Origin of the sequence: Klebsiella variicola (genome assembly GCF_000828055.2) — a bacterium.
GTDB classification, from domain to species: domain Bacteria; phylum Pseudomonadota; class Gammaproteobacteria; order Enterobacterales; family Enterobacteriaceae; genus Klebsiella; species Klebsiella variicola.
In genome coordinates this window covers 1,824,074-1,842,510 of record NZ_CP010523.2, presented here as the reverse complement: position 1 = coordinate 1,842,510, position 18,437 = coordinate 1,824,074, and the positions used below count along the sequence as shown (strand labels likewise).

Below are 18,437 nucleotides of genomic sequence, written 5' to 3'. Positions count from 1 at the left end.
ACGGCCCGGCGAGAACTTTGGATGTGCGTCCACAGGGAAGCGTGGCGCGCAGAAAAGCAAAAAGCCTGCTCGAAAGCAGGCTTCTTAAATTTGGCTCCTCTGACTGGACTCGAACCAGTGACATACGGATTAACAGTCCGCCGTTCTACCGACTGAACTACAGAGGAATCGTGTGAACGGGGCGCATATTATCGATGACGCCCGGCGCTGTCAAAGCCTGTTTTCAATAAAATGAATCGTTTGCCGAATTATTCTTCACTTTGCGCAAAAAATGGCGTTCATCCCCGCAAACGGCTCAGGTTTCCTCCGACGTGGCCTTCACGCGCGGGTACTTCCACAGCCAGCGACCGCTCACCATGCGGAAGTAAAACAGCACGCCGCGCACCGCCCAGTCGAGCACCATCCCCAACCACACGCCTATCACGCCCATCCCCAGCACGATACCCAGCGTATAGCCCGCCACCACCCGGCAGCCCCACATGCCCAGCATCGACACCCACATGGTATAGCGAACGTCGCGGGCCCCCTTAAACGCGCAGGGTAAGGTCCACGACAGCGACCAGATTGGCATAAACAGGGCGTTGAGCCACAGGAGCTGCTTCACCACCTCTTTCACGTCGTCTTCATGGGTATAGAACGAGGCAATGAAGCCGGCGAACGGGGCGCTGCCCCAGGCGATCAGCGTCAGAATGATCGTCGACAGCCAAAATACGTGCCAGGCCTGGAATTCAGCCTGACCAATCTGCCCTTTTCCCAGTCGCTTACCGGTGATGATCGTCGAGGCGGAGCCGAGGGCGTTGCCCGGCAGGTTAATCAGCGAGGCCACTGAAAAAGCGATAAAGTTGCCGGCGATAACGTTGGTACCCATCCCGGCGACAAACATTTGGGTCAGCAGCTTGCCGCCATTGAACAGGACCGATTCGATACTGGCCGGGATGCCGATCCCCATCACCTCCCAGATAATGGCGAAGTTAAAGGGTTTGAAGTAGCCCTTCAGCGACAGCCTCAGCGCCGGATTGAGACCCACCATCAACACCCAGATCGTGGCTATCGCGCCAATATAGCGGGCAATCGTCAGCCCAAGACCGGCGCCGACAAACCCCAGCCCCGGCCAGGAGAAGATGCCATAGATGAGCACGCTGCTGATTAAGATGTTGAGGATATTCATCCCGCCATTGATCAGCAGCGGGATTTTGGTGGTTCCGGCGCCGCGCAGTGCACCGCTACCGATCAGCGCAATCGCCGCCGCCGGATAGCTCAGCGCCGTCAGCTCCAGATAGGTCAGGGCCAGGGCCTTGACCTGCGCAGTGGCGTCACCGGCGACAAAATCAATAATCTCCTGCCCAAAGGCATGGATCACTCCCGCCAGCAAAATGGAAAACAGCGTCATAATGGCCAGCGACTGACGCGCGGCCGCTCTCGCCCGCCGCCGATCGCGCTTGCCAAGGCTAAAAGCGACCACCACCGTGGTGCCAAGATCGATGGCGGCAAAGAACGACATGATCACCATGTTAAAGCTATCGGCCAGCCCCACCCCGGCCATGGCCTCTTTTCCCAGCCAGCTGACAAGGAAGGTGCTCAATACCCCCATCAACAGCACACAGGCATTTTCCAGCAGAATGGGGACAGCGAGAGGGCTGATTTCGCGCCAGTACAGCACACGATAACGCTGACGTTTTTTAAACCAGGATGTCCGTTCGACGGCCTGGCGTACGGCGGAGGTGACGTTCAAGAGAGACCTTAGTGAGAGATGTTGAAACAACATTTCAAATGATGATTGAGAAATGGATATCCTGCAAAGTATTTTTCCTGAATAATTGTCGGAAATGACAACAAATTGTTGATGGAAGCGGCAGTTGCGCCTGAACAGGCGAATTGATGTTTGACAAAAGATTTTTCGCCGCTAAGATACGACTCCACACGATTCCTCTGTAGTTCAGTCGGTAGAACGGCGGACTGTTAATCCGTATGTCACTGGTTCGAGTCCAGTCAGAGGAGCCAAATTTAAAAAGCCTGCTTTCGAGCAGGCTTTTTGCTTTTTTGCGTCGCTGACGTTAACTGAGAATCGCATCCAGCCTGGCAAGCACTTCATTGATAATGGCGTCAGGTATGCGTTCCAGACGCTTGCCGTTCCGGGCCGCCATATCGATAGTTCTGGGCTGGTCGCAGCGAATAACGCCTGTTGTTTTGGTCCCCGCCTCTTCCAGTGAAACCGTGAAGCCTGCTGTACGTGCAAAGTTTCCGCCGCTGGTGACGGGAACCACGACCGGTAGCCGGGTCAGCTTGTTAAACGATGCCTTCGATACAATGAGGACCGGACGTTTTCCACTTTGCTCGTGGCCAGCAATCGGATCCAGTGAAACAAGCCAGATTTCCCCTCTGTCCATTTACAGAATCTCCTTGCCCACCGCAGGCGCATCAATCCATTCCCGATCCTCTTCGCTCATTTCGGCGTGCGGATCGCACTGCGCCAACAGTTCCTCAAGCGAATAATGGGGCCGTTTCTGCGGTTCAATAATCAGGCAGCCATTATCTATAGTCATACCCACTTCGCTGTCTATCGACAGCTCCAGCGCTTTCAGCACGGCGGGAGGAACCGCCAGCATGATGGATCCGCCAACCTTTTTCAGGCGAGTTTTGTACATAGAGGACCTCCGAATATTATATTTTAATATAACATCCAGGGTGGATTGTGCACAATTACTCATCAGATTCATGGTGATTTCCTTAGCGTAATAAACCGCAATCCATCGAAGGACAGATCCCAGTTTTCAGCGGTGTGATGACCTGTAAAACGGCGACCATCCTGATACATCGGGCACTTCTTGCAGGTCAGGAAGCATTGTGTGCAGGCGAGAACTGATTTCGTTGTAAGAAGGCGATAATAGAAAACTGATTCTGGGGTTCAAAGGATTATGGCGAATCAGATAAATAAAATGCGGCGCTGCTTCCGTATCCGGGTTGCGCTGGAGGAACATCAGCGATAGCGCGAAGGCCAGATTTGCTCAGGCGCGATGCCCTTCCCTGCCGCCTCCCTACGCCCCGTGTATCCTCCGTGAACGCCCCCCAGGTCAGCCTGAAAAAGCCCCCGCCAGTAGGATGAATTCACTACCGCTTGCGGGTGAGATAGCGTGGATTATCCACGCTGTATAACGTTATACCCGGAGGCACCATGAACCTCAGACAACAGCGACAGCAGGCGTTCGATCGCAGCGGAGAACCCCTTATCGTCGGCGACGTCAGCCATTGCCCGCTGCCACCCGAAACCCTCGCCGCACTGGGCCCCGATTCCCCTTATGTGGTGCAGGTATACGGCTCAGGCCTGACCGGGGAGGTTTACCGGCTGCGCATCGCTGGCAAGGAGTACAATTTAAAAAAACGACGCGCCGTCGCCGGCGTCGCCAACCTCAACGGCCAGCTGTCGTTTTTAAATGAAGTGCAGTGCCGGCAGGCGTTGCAGCGGCTGAAGGATAACCCGGTCACCGCCCCGCGCTTCACCCACATCGTTCCGACGTTGTATGCCGATTATCGCCTCGGCATCCTGCTCTCGCCGTGGATCGATGGCGAGCTGATTCACCAGCTGACCCCGCCGCTGATCGCCCAGCTATTTACTACCCTGGAAGCCTGCGAAGAACAGGGGCTGATGGAGTGGGATCTCTGTCGTGGAAATCTGCTGGTGGACCATCAGGAGCAGCTGTGGCTGTTCGATTTTGGCTACATGTATCCCTTCGATCCGCTCAGGGAATTCAACAGCAACGGTCTGGCCGATCCGCTGTTCCACTTTGTCGAGCGCTTTGAGACCCGCTTCTTTTTTAGCTGGCTGATGACCCAGGTTCCCGGCGCGGAGCAGCTGGCGCACTATCGCGATCTGAAGCGGCTGGCGCTCGAAAGCTACCGGCGCAAGCTCGCCTGGCTCCGCGCCCGACAGGCCGCCCCGCAGGTGCAGGCCCATTTTCAGCAGATAACGGCGCGCTGGGCGTCGGCGCTGGCGGACCCAGCCGCGCTGCGCCGGTTATTTGCCGTGGAGGCTTTCCGCTCCCACGTGCTGGATATCGAAGACGATCTGCATGGCCAGTCGTGTACCTTACTCACTCTGCAACGTATCGACTGGGTGATAGGCCAGCTGGAACAGCATTATCGCTTTATCGCCGACGAAGGCGGTCTGTTTTACGATAACGAAGGCAAATCACAGCAGGCGCTGCTCAGCAGCTATGCGCAGAAGCGGCAGCAGGCGCAGCGGTACCTGCAGAACGCCTCCACGCCAGGTTAGCGACGCTCGCGACCCTGCTTCTGCTTCGCCTGGTACATCAGCCGGTCAGCGGTGGCCACCAGCGCGTTGAGACTGGGATGGCTGGCGGGATCGTACTCGACGCAGCCCCAGGAGAACGCCAGCTGCCAGGGGTGAGCCGCCTGCTGGTTGAAACGGGCCACGTTGTGACTGAGCGTCTCCATCGCTGTCGCGGCATCGTGGCGGCTGGTATTGGCGAACAGAATGATAAATTCGTCCCCACCCTGCCTGGCGAGGATATCGGACTCACGGAAGGCCGCTTTCATCAAATCGGCGATGGCGATCAGCGCGCGGTCGCCCTCTTCATGCCCCCAGGTATCATTGATGTGCTTGAAGCGGTCGAGGTCGACAAAGGCGAGGCTTACCGGCTCATGGCGGCGCTGGGCCGTCAGCAGGGCATACTCCGCCAGGGTGAGGAACCCCCGGCGATTAAACAGTCCCGTCAGCTCATCAGAGGTGGCCGCATCCAGCACCTTGAACTCATCCTCCACGATCGCCGCCAGATCGCTTAAAATCTGCATTTCATGGGCGGAAAACGAACGCGGCTGATGGTCCATCAGACAAAAAGACCCGACGGTCGCGCCATCCGGCAGTTGCACCGGATACCCGGCGTAAAAACGGATAAACGGCGCCGCAATGACCAGCGGGTTATCGTGAAAGCGCTCGTCCTGCTGCATGTCGTTGACGATAAGCGGGTCGGTTTGCAGGATGGTATGGGCGCAAAATGAAATATCTCTCGGCACCGTGTCCACATCGAGGCCGGCACAGGACTTGATATGCAGGAGATCTTCCCCCACCAGACTGATGGACGCCACCGGCAGGTTATACAGCGAACGGGCAAGCCTGGTCAGGCGATCGAAGCGTTCTTCTTTTCCGCTATTCAACAGCCCGGAAGAGCGTAGCGATTGCAGGCGACGCTGCTCGTCGGGATGAAGTCCGGCTAATTTCATTGTCTCTCTCTTGTCTCTTGCGCAGAATTCTGCCGGGTTTCCACAGAGAAACCCGGCGTTTTATCCTGCCAGGGGGAAAATAGTCGTCAGGTATCCCATGAGTTAAGCAGATTTCCCCTGCTCGTCAACCAGCGCGCCCCGGCGACTGGCGACCAGGGCGCTGGCGGAATGCCATTAACGGCACTCTGCCCGGCAAAGGGGGAAGATCAGGCGCGGATAAACGCCAGCAGATCGGCGTTGATGGTATCGGCGTGGGAGGTGTGCATCCCGTGCGGGAAGCCAGGATAAATGATTAGCTGGCTGTTCGGCAGCAGTTTGTCCTGCAGAATGGCCGCATTTTTATAGGGAACCACCTGGTCGTCATCCCCCTGCATCACCAGCACCGGCAAGGTGATCGACTTAAGGTCTTCCGTCTGGTCAGTCTCTGAAAACGCCTTGATACCTTCATAATGGGCCTTGGCGCTGCCGATCATTCCCTGTCGCCACCAGTTCTGGATCGTCCCCTGCGACACTTCTGCCCCGTCACGATTGAAGCCATAGAACGGGCCAGAGGCGACGTCGAGATAGAACTGGGCGCGGTTCGCCGCCAGCGCTTTGCGGAAACCATCAAACACCTCGATCGGCGTACCGCCCGGATTCTGCTCGGTTTTCACCATCAGCGGCGGGACGGCGCTAATTAACACCGCTTTCGCCACCCGCCCCTGCGGCTGGCCGTAGCGGGCGACGTAGCGGGCAACCTGGCCGCCGCCAGTGGAGTGCCCGACGTGGACCGCATTGTGCAGATCCAGATGTTCCACCACCGCCGAAACGTCCGCCGCGTAATGGTCCATATCGTGCCCCTCGCTAACCTGATCGGAGCGGCCATGACCCCGACGGTCGATAGCGATGACCCGAAAACCTTCGGCAAGGAAAAACAACATCTGGTTATCCCAGTCGTCGGCGCTCAGGGGCCAGCCGTGATGAAAGACAATCGGCTGAGCTTCCTTTGGACCCCAGTCTTTGAAGTAAATGTTGACGCCGTCTTGGGTGGTGACAAATGCCATGTTACAGACTCCTCTTTCAGGATAACCAGCCTGCAGGCCCGTGCCTGGGCTGAACGCCGACGGCGGCCGGCAGGAGTGCCGACCGCACAGGAATGTGATGCCTGTAACAGTGTAGAAGAAATTTGTCACCACGCCGGGTGACTTACCCCGTCTCGTTTCATTTGCCTCCCGGACTCACTTACGCCGCACTCTCCAGCTGCCTGATGCGCACGATCAGCGCGCCGAGCAGCGACAGGTCCAGCAGCACGGCGAAGGCGAAGCACACGCCGCTGCGCCCGGCCCCGGCAGTGTGTTGGGCCAATAGCGTCGCCGCGATGACAACGACCACGCTCAGCAGCGTTGCGCCACCGAGTCTGGGCCCACACTGCATCGACCGTCCCGCCGCAATCCGCCAGGCGACAGCCGCCCCCGCCCCGCCGCACGCCACGCCCGGCAGCATGGCGGGCCAGTCCTGCCCGCCATACCAGGCCACCAGTGCCAGCAGCCAGCCGGCCGCCGACAGCAGAAAGGCCCAGCGCGTCGCCGCCAGGGGCGAGCGATAAAGCCAGGAATGCCCGCGTGTGGATCCCCACCCGGCGCCGCAGGCGGCGCTCAGTGCCGTCAGCAGACTCAGCGTGCCGGTCACTCCGATAACGGGAACCATGTTTAACAGCAAGGCTCCGGCGGCAAAAGCCACGCTCAGGGCGATGGCGCGGCCACGCGGCTCGATAATCCCCGCCGCGTCCGCGGCGGTGTAGCGGCTTACAACGTGCATAGTTGACTCCTGACAGGTGAAGCAGCATGAATTTAATTCATGCCACTGTCTTTACATGCCCGTAGCCTAGCGCCACTATATTGCCTTACACAAACGCATAGTTTTCAGCCATAGATGAGAAAAACTCAGCCATGAGAACACCCCGTCTACCGCCGCTGGGGGCGCTGCGCGCCTTTCATGCCGTCGCCCGCCACCGCAGTTTTAAACAGGCCGCCGGGGCGCTCGGCGTCAGCGCGACGGCGGTCAGCCATCAGATTAAACTGCTGGAGTCGGTGCTGGAGTGCCGGGTGTGCGAACGCAGCGCACAGGGCGTTAGTCTGACTGCGGATGGCGAGATCCTCTACGCCGCCACGCAGCGCGCTTTTAGCGCCCTGGAACAGGCCGTCGTCCAGATCGCTCATGCCCGTCAGCCACCATCCTTAACCGTCACCACCACCTCCAATTTTCTCACCCACTGGCTGGTGCCACGGCTGGCGGACTTTACCGCTCGCTTTCCGGCTATCGACCTGCGTCTGCACACCAGCGTCGAACGGGTGGATCTACAGTTGGGTACCGTGGACGCCGCGATTCGCTATCGTGAAACGCCGGAACCAGACCTGTGCTGTACGCTGCTGTATGAGGATCGTTTTATCGTGGTCGCCAGCCCGTCCCTGGGCCTCGCCCGGCCTGAAGATCTGCAGCGGGTGACGTTGTTTCACGTCGCCAACCGCCGCGTGCCGGCCGACTCGCCAAACTGGGAGAACTGGCGCCGCCGCTATGGGCCGTCGACGCTGAATATTGATGCGGGGTTAACCTTTAGCGATGAGACCCATGCCCTGCAGGCGGCGGTGGCCGGCCAGGGGGTGGTGATCGCCAGCGAACTGCTGGCGCGGGATCTGCTGCAGCGCGGGGTGTTGTCCGCGCCGTTTAGCTGTGCATTACCGGGCGCCTGCTACTACCTGGTCACCACCGAGGCTGCGGCGCAGCGCGCGGATATTATCGCTCTGCGGGAGTGGCTGGTCGGCCAGATGGTATTAGGTGACGGTCGCCATCCGGCGGAAGAGTAGCGGGCTTACCAGCCGCAAACGTTGGTCTCTTCATCGGACTCGTAGCCGCGAACGATATTGATCAGATCCTTCACCGTATCAGCGGCGGTGAGCGGGTCGCGCAGCGCCGCCAGCGAGGAAAAGGTTTTATCAACCGAGACGCCGTTATTATTATTGGTGACGGTTAACACCCACTCCTCTTCTTCATTGCCAGCTGGCAGGTCATCCAGCAGACTATTTACCGCCTCCACCGCGTGCTGCGGAATATAAAGCGCCATCGGTTTGAGATATATTTTTTCGCGTTTTTCCTGACGCTGGCCATTCTCAACCGCCAAGGCATAGCCTTTATTTTCGCTGTTCATCTCTTGTTATCCCTCGATGAGAATTTTCGGATCGACGTAGAAGTCGACATTAAAAACCGTGTCCTCGCTGAGCGCCTCAATACAGTGCCATTTCTCCGGCGGAAAAACGCCAAACTGCCCGGCTTCAATGGTCAGCGTTTCAACAGGCTCGGGGCTGGTTTCATCGGCATAGCCGAGATAGCGGATCGCCCCCTGCATCACCGAGAGACGAGGATAGACGCCCTGCCGGGTGCCGGCATCCAGATGGCGACGCCAGATAGAGGCCGGGGCGGTCTCCCTGGTCCACAGCGGCGTGCTGCGGGTGTGAACGTAATGGGTAGGAATAATGATTCGCTGCATGATGGTGCCTCACTTTACCGTCTCAAATGCGACGTTCAGAAATAGCCTATATGATGCATATCATATACCCCTTTTAAACGCTAAGGATATTATTTTGTTGCTGCTTTTACCGTCTACTCCTTTTTATACCTCTCAGGGATTAGCGACGCGGTAAAATAAAAAAGGCGATTTCAGGATCCTGAAATCGCCCGGGAGAATAAAAGTAACCGCGTTAAAAATTTGTTAGCGCAGCGGACTCGGCTTGCCGATTAAATACCCCTGCACCAGGTCACACCCCAGCGCCTGCAGCGAGGTCAACTGCTCTTCGGTTTCTACGCCTTCCGCCACAATGCGCATATGCAGGCTCTTTCCCATACTGATAATCAGGCGAACGATATCCAAATCGTCTTTTTGCTCCGGAATATTGATAACAAACGAGCGGTCAATTTTGATTTTATCGAACGGGAAGTAGCTTAAACGGGACAGGGAAGAATAGCCGGTACCAAAGTCATCAATGGAAATCTGAATGCCCTGCTCGCGCAGCTGGCTGAGAATTTCCAGCGAACGGGTATTCTCATTGAACACATCCGACTCGGTGATCTCCAGATCCAGACGTCGCGGATCGAGGCCGGTCTGCTGCAGCACGCCGATAATGGTATCGGTCAACGACGTGTTCATCAGTTGAATCGGCGAAACGTTGACCGAGACTTTTAGCGGCGTCGCCCAACTGGCCGCTTCGGCGCAGGCGGTTTTCAGCACCCACTCGCCGAGGGTATTGATCAGGCCGATTTTCTCCGCGACGGGAATAAACACCGTCGGCGGCACAGCGCCGCGCACGGGATGGAACCAGCGAACCAGCGCTTCATAGCCGTAGATTTCACGCGTGACGGTATCGGCGATCGGCTGGTAGTAGACTTTAAATTCGTCATGGGCCAGCGCCTGCAGTAGGTCATCTTCGAACGATTTATTCTCCTGCAGGCGCTGCAGCATGCCCGGCCGGAAAATTTGCACATGACCGCTGCCCTCTTTTTTTGCCTCGTACAGCGCAAGGTCGGCACACTTGTACAGATAATCGGTCCGGCTTTCGCCGTCAGAGATAACGATCCCGATGCAGGCGTCGATATTAATCTGCGCATCGTAGATCTGATAGGGCTGGCTGATCTTCTCCCGAATAACATTGGCGCGCTCGAGAGCCATCTCTTCAGTCAGATCGTAAGAGAGCATCGCGAACTCATCGCCGCCAAGGCGATACAGCGTCTCGGAGGTTTTACGGAAAAAAGAGAGACGACTGGCCAGATCCTGCAGCAGCTTATCGCCAGCATCATGGCCGAGGGTATCGTTCACATCCTTAAAGCTGTCGAGGTCGAACAGCATCACCACCGCGCACCCCTGATAGGGGCGCACCTGGTTGACAATCTCCTGCAACCGCTGCCAGAAAGAGAGACGATTCGGCATACCGGTCAGCGAATCATGGTAGGCATCGTACTGCAGTCGGCGGTTCTGTACCTGCAACTTCTCTTTCGAGGCCTGCAGATCGTTGGCCAGCGTCTTCATGCGCACATGGGCGCGACGCAGGTTATTATTCTGCCGGAGCATCAACAGGCCGAGGGTAATACACATGGCGATCAGCAGAATGGAGATCACCGAGTAGATATAATAAAGATGCTGGATTTTATCATGCGTGATATTAACGATATTAATATCTTGCGTCAGGGTGGCGGCGGCCATTGAGGTCAGGGGGCCATCCAGTTCACTCAACACCGGCAGGATCTGTTTGACCTGCTCCGGCGTCATGGTATCAACTTGTTTATCAAGCAGATGAAGATTACGAATCAGCGTCGCGACCACCGTCTTCCGCTGTTCGCTTTTATTAATAAATTTACCCAGATCGCCCTGCTGCAGGAGTTCGATCTGGCTCATCATGATCTCCAGGCGCAGGCGCACCTCATCGTGGTCCGCCCCTTCGGCCCCGATCGCCATTCCCGCCAGACGAGACTCCAGTCGCATATATTCCGACACCATCTGCGACATTGACCACGAGTCTGTATAGCGGGTAAATTTTTGCAACTCACTTTGTCGCTCATGCACCAGATAGGTAATATATCCGGTAACAATAAATAACGACAAAATAATAGCCGTGAGTATTCGATTCAAGATCCAACCCTTACTCTATAATAATCTTAGAAACTTGCCAGGCCGATCGGGAATAATAGATCTGGTTTTGTAATTCAGTGCTGCTGTCGTAAGGGTAGACGATAAATAATGGACCTTTATCACGAACGCGCATATATTCGCCGTTCATTTTTAAGGCCATAATGACCGGGAATTTATAAAAATCATCAATCGGGATAATGGTGGTGTAGTCGTTAAGCGCCAGCACGCGCGCGGATTTGCCCTTAGCGCCGACTAAATCCATGAGTTTATTAAGGGGAATGCCATCGAAACGAACCTTACCGGTGTACCAGGGGGTGGTGGTTTCCACCGTTTTCATCCCCAGTTTTTCCAGCGCCGCGAGGTCAAAAACGGCTTTGTCACCGACGTTCGTATTCCCGATTTTTCCGGAAATGGTCAGTACAGGTTTTCCTGTCGGCGCAGGCAGTTTTTCAGCGTAAGCGGAAGGCAACATGACAGAACAAAATAACACTGCAAGAAGTAGACGCATTTAACTCACCATTCCAGAGAAGGAGACATGTTAAGTGTAAACCATTTACGTCAATTCTTAAAAGGTGTCCCTCTTTGTTATCCGTTGATTTAATTAAAAGTATAAGCTGGCTGGCAAATTGCCAGATTGTTTAGTACAGGGTGTGATTTAGCCCGCCTTTCCCGTCGCTTCTTTTTTGCGCCATCTCCCCGCTTAGCAGGCAAACTACTTTCCTCCACGGCCGCTGCGCGGTAGTCTCAACGCTGACGCAACAGTAAAAGCGTCTCATTCCAATAACGACAAATTATGTGACAGACAGGACAGGGTATGGATTCAACAATAAGCGTGCAGCCCGCCGAGGCGCCAGATTCACTGCTTCGCGCCCGGCGGGCGGCATGGGGCAGTTTTGCCGGCGCGGTGGTCGACTGGTACGATTTTCTTCTCTATGGCATTACCGCCGCGCTGGTGTTTAACCGCGAGTTTTTCCCGCAGATCGGCCCGGCGATGGGGACGCTTGCCGCCTTTGCCACCTTCGGCGTCGGGTTTCTCTTTCGCCCGCTCGGCGGGATTATCTTTGGCCACTTCGGCGACCGCCTCGGGCGTAAACGGATGCTGATGATGACCGTCTGGATGATGGGTATCGCCACCGCCTGCATCGGCCTGCTCCCCTCGTTCAGCCAGATCGGCTGGTGGGCGCCGGCGCTGCTGGTGTTCCTGCGGGCCGTTCAGGGGTTTGCCGTCGGCGGGGAATGGGGCGGCGCGGCGCTGCTCTCGGTGGAGAACGCCCCGCAGGGGAAAAAAGCCTTTTACAGCAGCGGGGTGCAGGTAGGCTACGGCGTCGGCCTGCTGCTCTCCACCGGGCTGGTATCGCTGATCAGCAGCCTGACCACCGACGAGCAGTTCCTCAGCTGGGGCTGGCGCTTACCGTTCCTGTTCAGCGTGGTGCTGGTCCTTATTGCGCTGTGGATCCGTAACGGCATGGCGGAATCGCAGGAATTTGAAGCGCAGCAGAGCCAGGCCAGCCTTCAGCCGGAGAAAAAGCGACTACCGGTGGTGGAAGCCCTGCTTCGCCATCCGGGAGCGTTTTTACTGATTATCGCCCTGCGGCTGTGCGAACTGCTGACGATGTATATCGTCACCGCCTTCGCCCTCAACTATTCCACGCAAAACCTCGGCCTGCCGCGCGAGCTGTTTCTCAACATCGGCCTGCTGGTGGGCGGACTCAGTTGCCTGACTATCCCCTGCTTCGCCTGGCTGGCAGACCGCTTTGGTCGCCGACGGATCTATATCACCGGCGCGCTGATCGGCACGCTGAGCGGTTTTCCGTTCTTTATGGCGCTGGAGAGTCAGTCTGTTTTCTGGATCCTGTTCTTCGCCCTGATGCTGGCCAATATCGCCCATGATATGGTGGTCTGCGTCCAGCAGGCGATGTTTACCGAGCTGTTCGGCGCCAGCTATCGCTATAGCGGCGCCGGCGTCGGCTACCAGGTGGCGAGCGTGGTCGGCGGCGGTTTTACTCCGTTTATCGCCGCGGCGCTGGTCACCTTCTCCGGCGGTTCATGGCACAGCGTGGCCCTCTATCTGACCGCGGGATGCCTGCTATCGGCGCTCACCGCCCTGCTGATGAAAAAACAGACCGTCCACTGACCCACCTGCGGGGGGCGTGACCCGCGCCCTCCGGTAAGGAGAATGCATGTCTCTGTTATCGCTGGCCGACTGCTGGCCTCGCCGTTTTACCCCCTCCTCGCTGGCGCTGCAGTTTTGCGAGGACCCCACCCAGGCGGAACAGCCGCTGTTTGCCAAAGCCTGCGCCGGGGAAGCCGTCGCCCAGCTCTGGCAGGCGCCGCAGGGATTTGTGGTGCCGGGGAGCTATCGTCAGTTTGCGGATCTGCCGGCGGTCAGTGCGCATTTTGCCGCGCGCGGCTGGCCGGTATGGCTCCGCCGCTCCGGGGGCGGGCTGGTGCCTCAGGGGCCGGGAATTATCAACCTTAGCCTCGCCTGGCCGGTGCAGCAGTCGCTCGGCGAGGCCGCCGAACCCATCTATCACTCGCTGTGCGCGGTGCTGCAGCGTACCCTCGCGCGCTTCGGCGTTGCCAGCCACGCCCGGGCGGTAAACGGTTCCTTTTGCGATGGCCGGTATAACCTCGCCTGCGGGGAGGGCGAGGCGGCGCGCAAGATTGTCGGTACCGCCCAGTACTGGCGGCCGCTGACGGCAGGCCGCGGCCACGTGGTGCTGGCTCATGCGGTGATCCTTATTGACGCCGATCTGAGCGCGGCGCATCAGGCGGCGAACGCCTTTGAAGCGCAGCTCGGCAGCGAGCGGGTCTATTGCGCCGACAAAACCGTCACCCTCGCGCAGCGGCTTCCCGGCGAGCGCCATCTGCTTCCCCGCTTTAGCGAGGCGCTGGCGCGGGAGCTGGACGCGGCTCGCTGAAGGTCGCTTTCAGGTAGCGGCTGAAGGTTTCCACCGCGCGCGACACGCGCGGGGTATAGGGCCGGATGACGTACAGCTTATCGGCAAACACCTCCACCGGCTGCCACGCCGGGAGCAGCTCCTGCACCAGCCCGCGACCGATGGCCTCCTGGGCGCTGAAATCCGGCAGCAGCGCCACCCCAAGCCCCGCCAGCACGGCATCGCGTAGCGACTCGCTGTTATTCGTGGCGAAGGGCCCCTGCACATTGATGGTCACCCGTTCATCGGGCGTCTGGCGGGAGGCGAACGTCCACTGCGGGCGCTGTGGCCCACGGGGATAGGTCAGGCACTGGTGGTGGCGCAGATCGTCGGGGGTCTCCGGGCGGCCATGGCGGCGAATATAGTCGGCGGACGCGACGATCAGCGTCGCGGTGTGACACAGCGGCCAGGCGACGTGGGTGTCCGGGAGCGCCTCGCGCCGACAGTGGCGGATGGCAAGATCGAACCCTTCGCTGGCCAGAGAGACCAGCCGGTCGGTCACCTCCAGCTGCAAATGCAGCTGGGGATGCTGATGCAAAAACGGCGCGATCGCCGGGACCAGCTGCTGGCGGGAAAAGGCCACCGGCGCGGTCAGGCGCAGCGTTCCCCGCAGCGGCCCGCCCTCATCGCAGGCGCCGGTGAAAATATCCCGCAACTGACCAAACGGCTCGTTGAGTTCCGCCACCAGCCGCAGTCCGTCTTCGCTGAGGCTCACGCTGCGGGTAGTGCGATGGACCAGGGTTTTGCCAGTCACCCGCTCCAGCTCGCTGATTTTCTGGCTGATAGCCGACTTGCTGATCCCCAGCTTTTCCGCGGCCCGGGTATAGCTTTTTTGCTCTTCCAGCACCGTCAGCCAGTACAGATGGGCCCAGTAACTCTCCGGACGACTCTCGCTCATGTGATTGTTCACCAGTAAAAACAATGTATTCAACTATAGCGGTTTTTGCCCGCGACGGCATCGGCTAGCATCCTGTTCAGCCCGTCATTATTCCCTAACGATAAGGAACACCTGCATGCCATTACTGACATTTGACCTGATTGAAGGCCGTACGGAACAGGAGATCAGAACCCTGCTGGATGCCGCCCATCGCGCCGTGCTGCGTGCCTTCGAGGTACCGGAACGCGACCGCTACCAGATTGTTCACGAAAACAAAGCCCACCATATGGTGATTGACGATACCGGCCTCGGACTGACCCGCACGCGGGATCTGGTGGTGGTGCGGGTCTATACCAGCCCGCGCAGCGAGGCGCAGAAGCAACGCTTCTTCGCCCTGTTGCAGGAGGAGCTGGCGGAGCACTGCGGCCTGAGCGGCGATGATGTGATGGTGTCGATTATCAGTAATCAGAAAGGTGACTGGAGCTTTGGCCGCGGGGTCGCGCAGTATCTTACCGGCGATCTGTAACCCGCAGCCCGAAGCGCGCCCTTAGCGGCGGGCAGCCGTCGCGATGCGCTGGCGCGCCTGCTGCTCGATATTCTCCAGCAGTTCCTGGACATCGTCTTCATCAATGTCGAGGAACTGGCCTTCCAGCAGCGCGGCGTGAATATCCTCCCGGGTGACCGAGATGCCCAGTGGCACCGCCCGGGGCTTGACCTCCTCCGCCGCCAGCGGATGCGGATAGCGGCGGCCAACCAGGTTATTAAACACGATGGCCAGCAGCGCCAGCATCAGCGAGTTGAGCAGCACCGGCGTCAGTACAAAGTGATAGCCTTCGCTGTGCACCCCGGCGCCGCCGAGGATCGCCGTCAGGGCCACCGCGCCGCCGGGGGGATGCAGACAGCGCAGAAAATACATCCCGGCGATCGCCAGCGCGGCCGCCAGCCCGCAGGCCAGCGCCGGGTCGGGAACCAGCATGCCCACCGTGACGCCGATCAGCGCCGACAGCACATTACCGCCGACAATCGACCACGGCTGCGCCAGCGGGCTGCTCGGCACGCCAAATAACAGCACCGCCGACGCGCCCATGGGGGCAATAAACCACAAATTGACTTCGCCGAGCAGCCAGTGGCTGAACACGCTGGTCACCGCCAGCCCGGTGCCGGCGCCAATGGATCCCAGCACGATATGCCGGCGGGCCACCGGTAGCGCGTGCGGCTTCAGGCGCCCAAGGAAAATCCGCAGCCGTGAAAACAGCCCCGCAGAAATGACACTCAACATCGCTTTATCGCTTAGGTCATAGGAATTACTTATATTTTATTTTCTTTTTTTAACCTTACATTAACAACCATGTATTTCACAGGGGGATAGCGTGGGCAATATCGTCCAGAGGGCACAGGGCTGTGAATTCTCGCGTGGGCTGATAGAATCCCTTTTCTGTCAGGGGGATACCCCTTTTGCGAACTGAAGGTCATAACCCAGTGAATAATAAAATCTCTTTAGCGAAAGAAGTGGCATGGGCCAGCCAGAATATGCCGCGTACCCTGCGTCAGGTCGCCGCCCTGCCCGACCTCAGCGGCGTGCGCCTGGCCTGCTGTATGCACCTCGACATGAAAATGATCCCGCTGGTGCAGGGGATCCTCGACAAGGGCGCTCAGGTCTTTTTAACCACCTGTAACCCCACCACCGTGCAGGACGACGTGGTGGCCTGGCTGGTGGAGCGCGGCGCCGAGGCCTACGCGTGGCGCAATATGAGCGACGCCGACTGGCAACAGTCATGGGAAAAAGCGATTGCCTGGCAGCCCACTCACCTGTGCGAGATGGGCGCCGATATCACCACCCTGCTCCACCAGCGCGGCGAGTTCGGTAACATCGTGGCGGGTCTGGAAGCCACTGGCTCGGGCGTCAATCGGCTGGGCGATATTCAGCCAGGCTATCCGATCTTTAACTGGGACGATCTGCCGGTCAAAGAGGGGCTGCACAACCGCCATATGGTCGGTCTCACCGCCTGGCACACCTTCTTCCAGACCACTCATCTCACCCTGCATGAGAAAAAAGTGCTGGTGATCGGCTACGGCCTGGTCGGCCAGGGCGTCGCGGCGGCGGCAAAAGCCTTTGGCGGTCAGGTGATGGTGGCGGAGATCGATCCTGCCCGTCGTCTGCAGGCGGCCTACGACGGCTGGCACGTGGTGGATCTGCAGGAGGCTATCGCCTCGGCGGACGTGGTGGCCACGGCGACAGGCGGGAAAAACGTGGTTAATCGCCAGGCGCTGGAGCGCGCGAAAGCGGGAGTCTTTATCCTTAACGTCGGCCACGTGGCGGAAGAGATCGACGGCGAGTACCTGCGCCAGTACCCTCAGGAAGAGGTGATGCCGTATATCAACGCCTACCACATGGCCGACAAAACCATCTATCTGCTGGCCAATGGTTCGATGCTCAACCTGACCGCGGGCTTCGGCGACAGCCTGAACGCTTTTGACGTCACCCTGGCGGTGATGGCCAGCGGCATCCGCCATATTGTCACCGACGGCATGCGCGCCCCGGCGCAGGTTTACCTCCTGCCCCAGGCGGTCTGGCAGCAGGCGCTGTAAACGCAGCGCATCGTCCCCCCATCGTGGAGACGATGCGCTCTACCATCAGGACGACGGCGCGGTATCGGGCAGCACAATGTTGCTCTGCGCCAGCGTTCCCATCTGGTTGTACATCACGCTGGCGGCATCCAGCAGGTGCATCGCCAGCGCGGCGCCGCTGCCCTCTCCCAGGCGCATGTCCATATCGAGATACGGCCGCAGACCCAGCGCGTCCAGGGCGATCTGCGCCCCTTTCTCCGCCGACAAGTGCGAAGGGATAAGATAAGGATGCGCCGTCGGGGCCATGCGACACGCCGCCAGGGCAGAGGCATAGGAGAGGAAGCCATCCAGCACCACCGGCAGGCCACAGGAGGCCGCCCCGAGGATCACCCCGGTCATGCCCACCAGATCGTAACCGCCCACCTTCGCCAGGACATCCAGCCCCTCTTCCGGGTTCGGCTGGTTAAGGGCTATCGCCTGGCGCACCACCGCCACCTTATGGCCCCGCTGCGCCAGCGGCAGATTGGCCCCACAGCCCACCACGGCGTCAGGATCGCTGCCCGTCAGGACACTGATCACGGCTGCGGCCGGGGTGGTATTGGCCATTCCCAGTTCGCCGACGCCAAAAACTTTCACCCCGTCGGCGGCGAGCTGGCGGGTGAGATGCATGCTGGCCAGCAGCACCGTCTCCGCCTGCTGGCGACTCATCGCCGCCGTCCGGGCGATATTCCCGCTACCGCGGGCCACCTTGAGGTTAATCAGGCCCGGCAGCGGGTCGGCATCGATGCCGACATCCACCACCTGCACCCTGGCCCCGGCCTGCGCCGCCAGCACGCGGACGCCGGTGTTGCCCCGCACCATATTGCCGGCATGAATGGCCGTCACCACCTGCGGCGAAGGCGTCACGCCTTCATGCCAGACGCCGTGGTCGGCGCACATGACCACTATCGCCTTCTCCGCCAGCGCCAGCTGCCCCTGCAGCCCCGGCAGACCAGCCAGTTGCACGGCCAGCGTCTCCAGACGTCCAAGGCTACCGGGCGGCTTTAACAGGCCATCAATATGCTGCTGAGCGCGCGCCATGCCCGCCACATCGGGCTGCGGAATGGCAGCCAGTAACGCAGAAAGTGTTTCCATTCTGTTCCTCATCGTTGGCGCCAGG

General features: G+C 59.1%; 20 protein-coding genes, 2 tRNA genes and 1 pseudogene. 8 read left to right on the top strand and 15 right to left on the bottom strand.

Annotated features, from left to right (window positions below):
* Window positions 1–91: 91 nt before the first annotated feature.
* The 3 genes from SP68_RS08610 to SP68_RS29070 all read right to left on the bottom strand — a co-directional run bounded on the left by SP68_RS08610 (window position 92) and on the right by SP68_RS29070 (window position 1,920).
* Window positions 92–167 (bottom strand) — tRNA-Asn (locus SP68_RS08610).
* Between the two features lie 128 nt (window positions 168–295).
* Complete coding sequence (locus SP68_RS08605) at window positions 296–1,732, bottom strand: EmmdR/YeeO family multidrug/toxin efflux MATE transporter (protein ID WP_016161429.1); 1,437 nt, start codon at window positions 1,730–1,732, stop codon at window positions 296–298.
* 8 nt (window positions 1,733–1,740) lie between these two features.
* Window positions 1,741–1,920, bottom strand: a complete 180-nt coding sequence (locus SP68_RS29070) for a DUF5951 family protein (protein WP_219163281.1) — start codon at window positions 1,918–1,920, stop codon at window positions 1,741–1,743.
* A 5-nt stretch (window positions 1,921–1,925) separates the two neighbouring features.
* Here SP68_RS29070 and SP68_RS08600 point away from each other — a divergent pair.
* A tRNA-Asn gene (locus SP68_RS08600) sits at window positions 1,926–2,001 on the top strand.
* 53 nt (window positions 2,002–2,054) lie between these two features.
* On the opposite strand, the gene SP68_RS08595 is transcribed toward SP68_RS08600, so the two are convergent.
* Together SP68_RS08595 and SP68_RS08590 are read right to left on the bottom strand one after the other, a co-directional pair.
* Window positions 2,055–2,387, bottom strand: coding sequence for a type II toxin-antitoxin system PemK/MazF family toxin (locus tag SP68_RS08595; protein WP_039104087.1), 333 nt, complete (start codon window positions 2,385–2,387; stop codon window positions 2,055–2,057).
* Window positions 2,388–2,645 (bottom strand): AbrB/MazE/SpoVT family DNA-binding domain-containing protein, encoded by a 258-nt coding sequence (locus SP68_RS08590; protein WP_039104089.1) that lies wholly within the window; start codon window positions 2,643–2,645, stop codon window positions 2,388–2,390.
* A 527-nt stretch (window positions 2,646–3,172) separates the two neighbouring features.
* Between SP68_RS08590 and SP68_RS08585 the strand changes: the two genes are divergently transcribed.
* On the top strand, window positions 3,173–4,270 hold the full coding sequence (locus tag SP68_RS08585; RefSeq protein WP_040968706.1) for a protein kinase family protein: 1,098 nt from the start codon (window positions 3,173–3,175) through the stop codon (window positions 4,268–4,270).
* Here SP68_RS08585 and SP68_RS08580 read toward each other — a convergent pair.
* The 3 genes from SP68_RS08580 to SP68_RS08570 form a co-directional block, all read right to left on the bottom strand.
* Window positions 4,267–5,238: a sensor domain-containing diguanylate cyclase gene (locus tag SP68_RS08580; protein WP_008804156.1), complete on the bottom strand. Its 972-nt coding sequence runs from the start codon at window positions 5,236–5,238 to the stop codon at window positions 4,267–4,269. The genes SP68_RS08585 and SP68_RS08580 overlap by 4 nt on opposite strands.
* A gap of 206 nt (window positions 5,239–5,444) precedes the next feature.
* Window positions 5,445–6,281 (bottom strand): alpha/beta fold hydrolase, encoded by an 837-nt coding sequence (locus SP68_RS08575; protein ID WP_008804155.1) that lies wholly within the window; start codon window positions 6,279–6,281, stop codon window positions 5,445–5,447.
* Between the two features lie 178 nt (window positions 6,282–6,459).
* On the bottom strand, window positions 6,460–7,035 hold the full coding sequence (locus SP68_RS08570; protein WP_012541129.1) for a hypothetical protein: 576 nt from the start codon (window positions 7,033–7,035) through the stop codon (window positions 6,460–6,462).
* A gap of 131 nt (window positions 7,036–7,166) precedes the next feature.
* Here SP68_RS08570 and SP68_RS08565 point away from each other — a divergent pair, with 131 nt between their 5' ends.
* The gene (locus SP68_RS08565; RefSeq protein WP_008804154.1) at window positions 7,167–8,081 is read left to right on the top strand and encodes a LysR substrate-binding domain-containing protein; all 915 of its coding nucleotides are present in this window, start codon (window positions 7,167–7,169) and stop codon (window positions 8,079–8,081) included.
* 5 nt (window positions 8,082–8,086) lie between these two features.
* Here the strand turns inward: SP68_RS08565 and SP68_RS08560 are convergent, their stop codons facing one another.
* Both SP68_RS08560 and SP68_RS08555 read right to left on the bottom strand, forming a co-directional pair.
* A complete protein-coding gene (locus SP68_RS08560) occupies window positions 8,087–8,422 on the bottom strand; it encodes a DUF1869 domain-containing protein (RefSeq protein WP_016161436.1) in 336 nt (111 codons plus the stop codon).
* Window positions 8,423–8,428: 6 nt separating this feature from the next.
* On the bottom strand, window positions 8,429–8,761 hold the full coding sequence (locus SP68_RS08555; protein WP_008804152.1) for a TehB family protein: 333 nt from the start codon (window positions 8,759–8,761) through the stop codon (window positions 8,429–8,431).
* Window positions 8,762–8,858: 97 nt separating this feature from the next.
* On the opposite strand from SP68_RS08555, the pseudogene SP68_RS28760 reads away from it, so the two are divergent.
* Window positions 8,859–8,987, top strand: a pseudogene (locus SP68_RS28760) (hypothetical protein).
* On the opposite strand, the gene SP68_RS08550 reads toward SP68_RS28760, so the two are convergent.
* Complete coding sequence (locus SP68_RS08550; RefSeq protein WP_012967625.1) at window positions 8,984–10,894, bottom strand: putative bifunctional diguanylate cyclase/phosphodiesterase; 1,911 nt, start codon at window positions 10,892–10,894, stop codon at window positions 8,984–8,986. The pseudogene SP68_RS28760 and the gene SP68_RS08550 sit on opposite strands and share 4 nt — an antisense overlap.
* A 10-nt stretch (window positions 10,895–10,904) precedes the next feature.
* Complete coding sequence (locus SP68_RS08545; RefSeq protein ID WP_012541125.1) at window positions 10,905–11,402, bottom strand: putative pterin-binding protein; 498 nt, start codon at window positions 11,400–11,402, stop codon at window positions 10,905–10,907.
* Between the two features lie 306 nt (window positions 11,403–11,708).
* Here SP68_RS08545 and shiA point away from each other — a divergent pair, with 306 nt between their 5' ends.
* Window positions 11,709–13,028 (top strand): shikimate transporter, encoded by a 1,320-nt coding sequence (shiA, locus tag SP68_RS08540; protein WP_040968707.1) that lies wholly within the window; start codon window positions 11,709–11,711, stop codon window positions 13,026–13,028.
* 46 nt (window positions 13,029–13,074) lie between these two features.
* Window positions 13,075–13,815: a lipoyl protein ligase domain-containing protein gene (locus SP68_RS08535; protein ID WP_022065281.1), complete on the top strand. Its 741-nt coding sequence runs from the start codon at window positions 13,075–13,077 to the stop codon at window positions 13,813–13,815.
* Here SP68_RS08535 and SP68_RS08530 read toward each other — a convergent pair.
* Window positions 13,775–14,731 carry a LysR family transcriptional regulator gene (locus SP68_RS08530; protein ID WP_022065282.1) on the bottom strand — a complete coding sequence of 319 codons (957 nt, stop codon included), beginning with the start codon at window positions 14,729–14,731 and terminating at the stop codon, window positions 13,775–13,777. The two genes, SP68_RS08535 and SP68_RS08530, sit on opposite strands and share 41 nt — an antisense overlap.
* A gap of 115 nt (window positions 14,732–14,846) precedes the next feature.
* On the opposite strand from SP68_RS08530, the gene SP68_RS08525 reads away from it, so the two are divergent.
* Window positions 14,847–15,236, top strand: coding sequence for a tautomerase family protein (locus tag SP68_RS08525; protein ID WP_008804146.1), 390 nt, complete (start codon window positions 14,847–14,849; stop codon window positions 15,234–15,236).
* Between the two features lie 21 nt (window positions 15,237–15,257).
* On the opposite strand, the gene SP68_RS08520 is transcribed toward SP68_RS08525, so the two are convergent.
* Window positions 15,258–15,989, bottom strand: a complete 732-nt coding sequence (locus SP68_RS08520; protein ID WP_040968708.1) for an HPP family protein — start codon at window positions 15,987–15,989, stop codon at window positions 15,258–15,260.
* 200 nt (window positions 15,990–16,189) lie between these two features.
* On the opposite strand from SP68_RS08520, the gene SP68_RS08515 reads away from it, so the two are divergent.
* The gene (locus SP68_RS08515; RefSeq protein WP_022065827.1) at window positions 16,190–17,299 is read left to right on the top strand and encodes an adenosylhomocysteinase; all 1,110 of its coding nucleotides are present in this window, start codon (window positions 16,190–16,192) and stop codon (window positions 17,297–17,299) included.
* A 45-nt stretch (window positions 17,300–17,344) separates the two neighbouring features.
* Here SP68_RS08515 and cobT read toward each other — a convergent pair whose 3' ends face one another.
* The gene (gene cobT / locus SP68_RS08510; protein ID WP_022065826.1) at window positions 17,345–18,412 is read right to left on the bottom strand and encodes a nicotinate-nucleotide--dimethylbenzimidazole phosphoribosyltransferase; all 1,068 of its coding nucleotides are present in this window, start codon (window positions 18,410–18,412) and stop codon (window positions 17,345–17,347) included.
* Window positions 18,413–18,437: the final 25 nt, after the last annotated feature.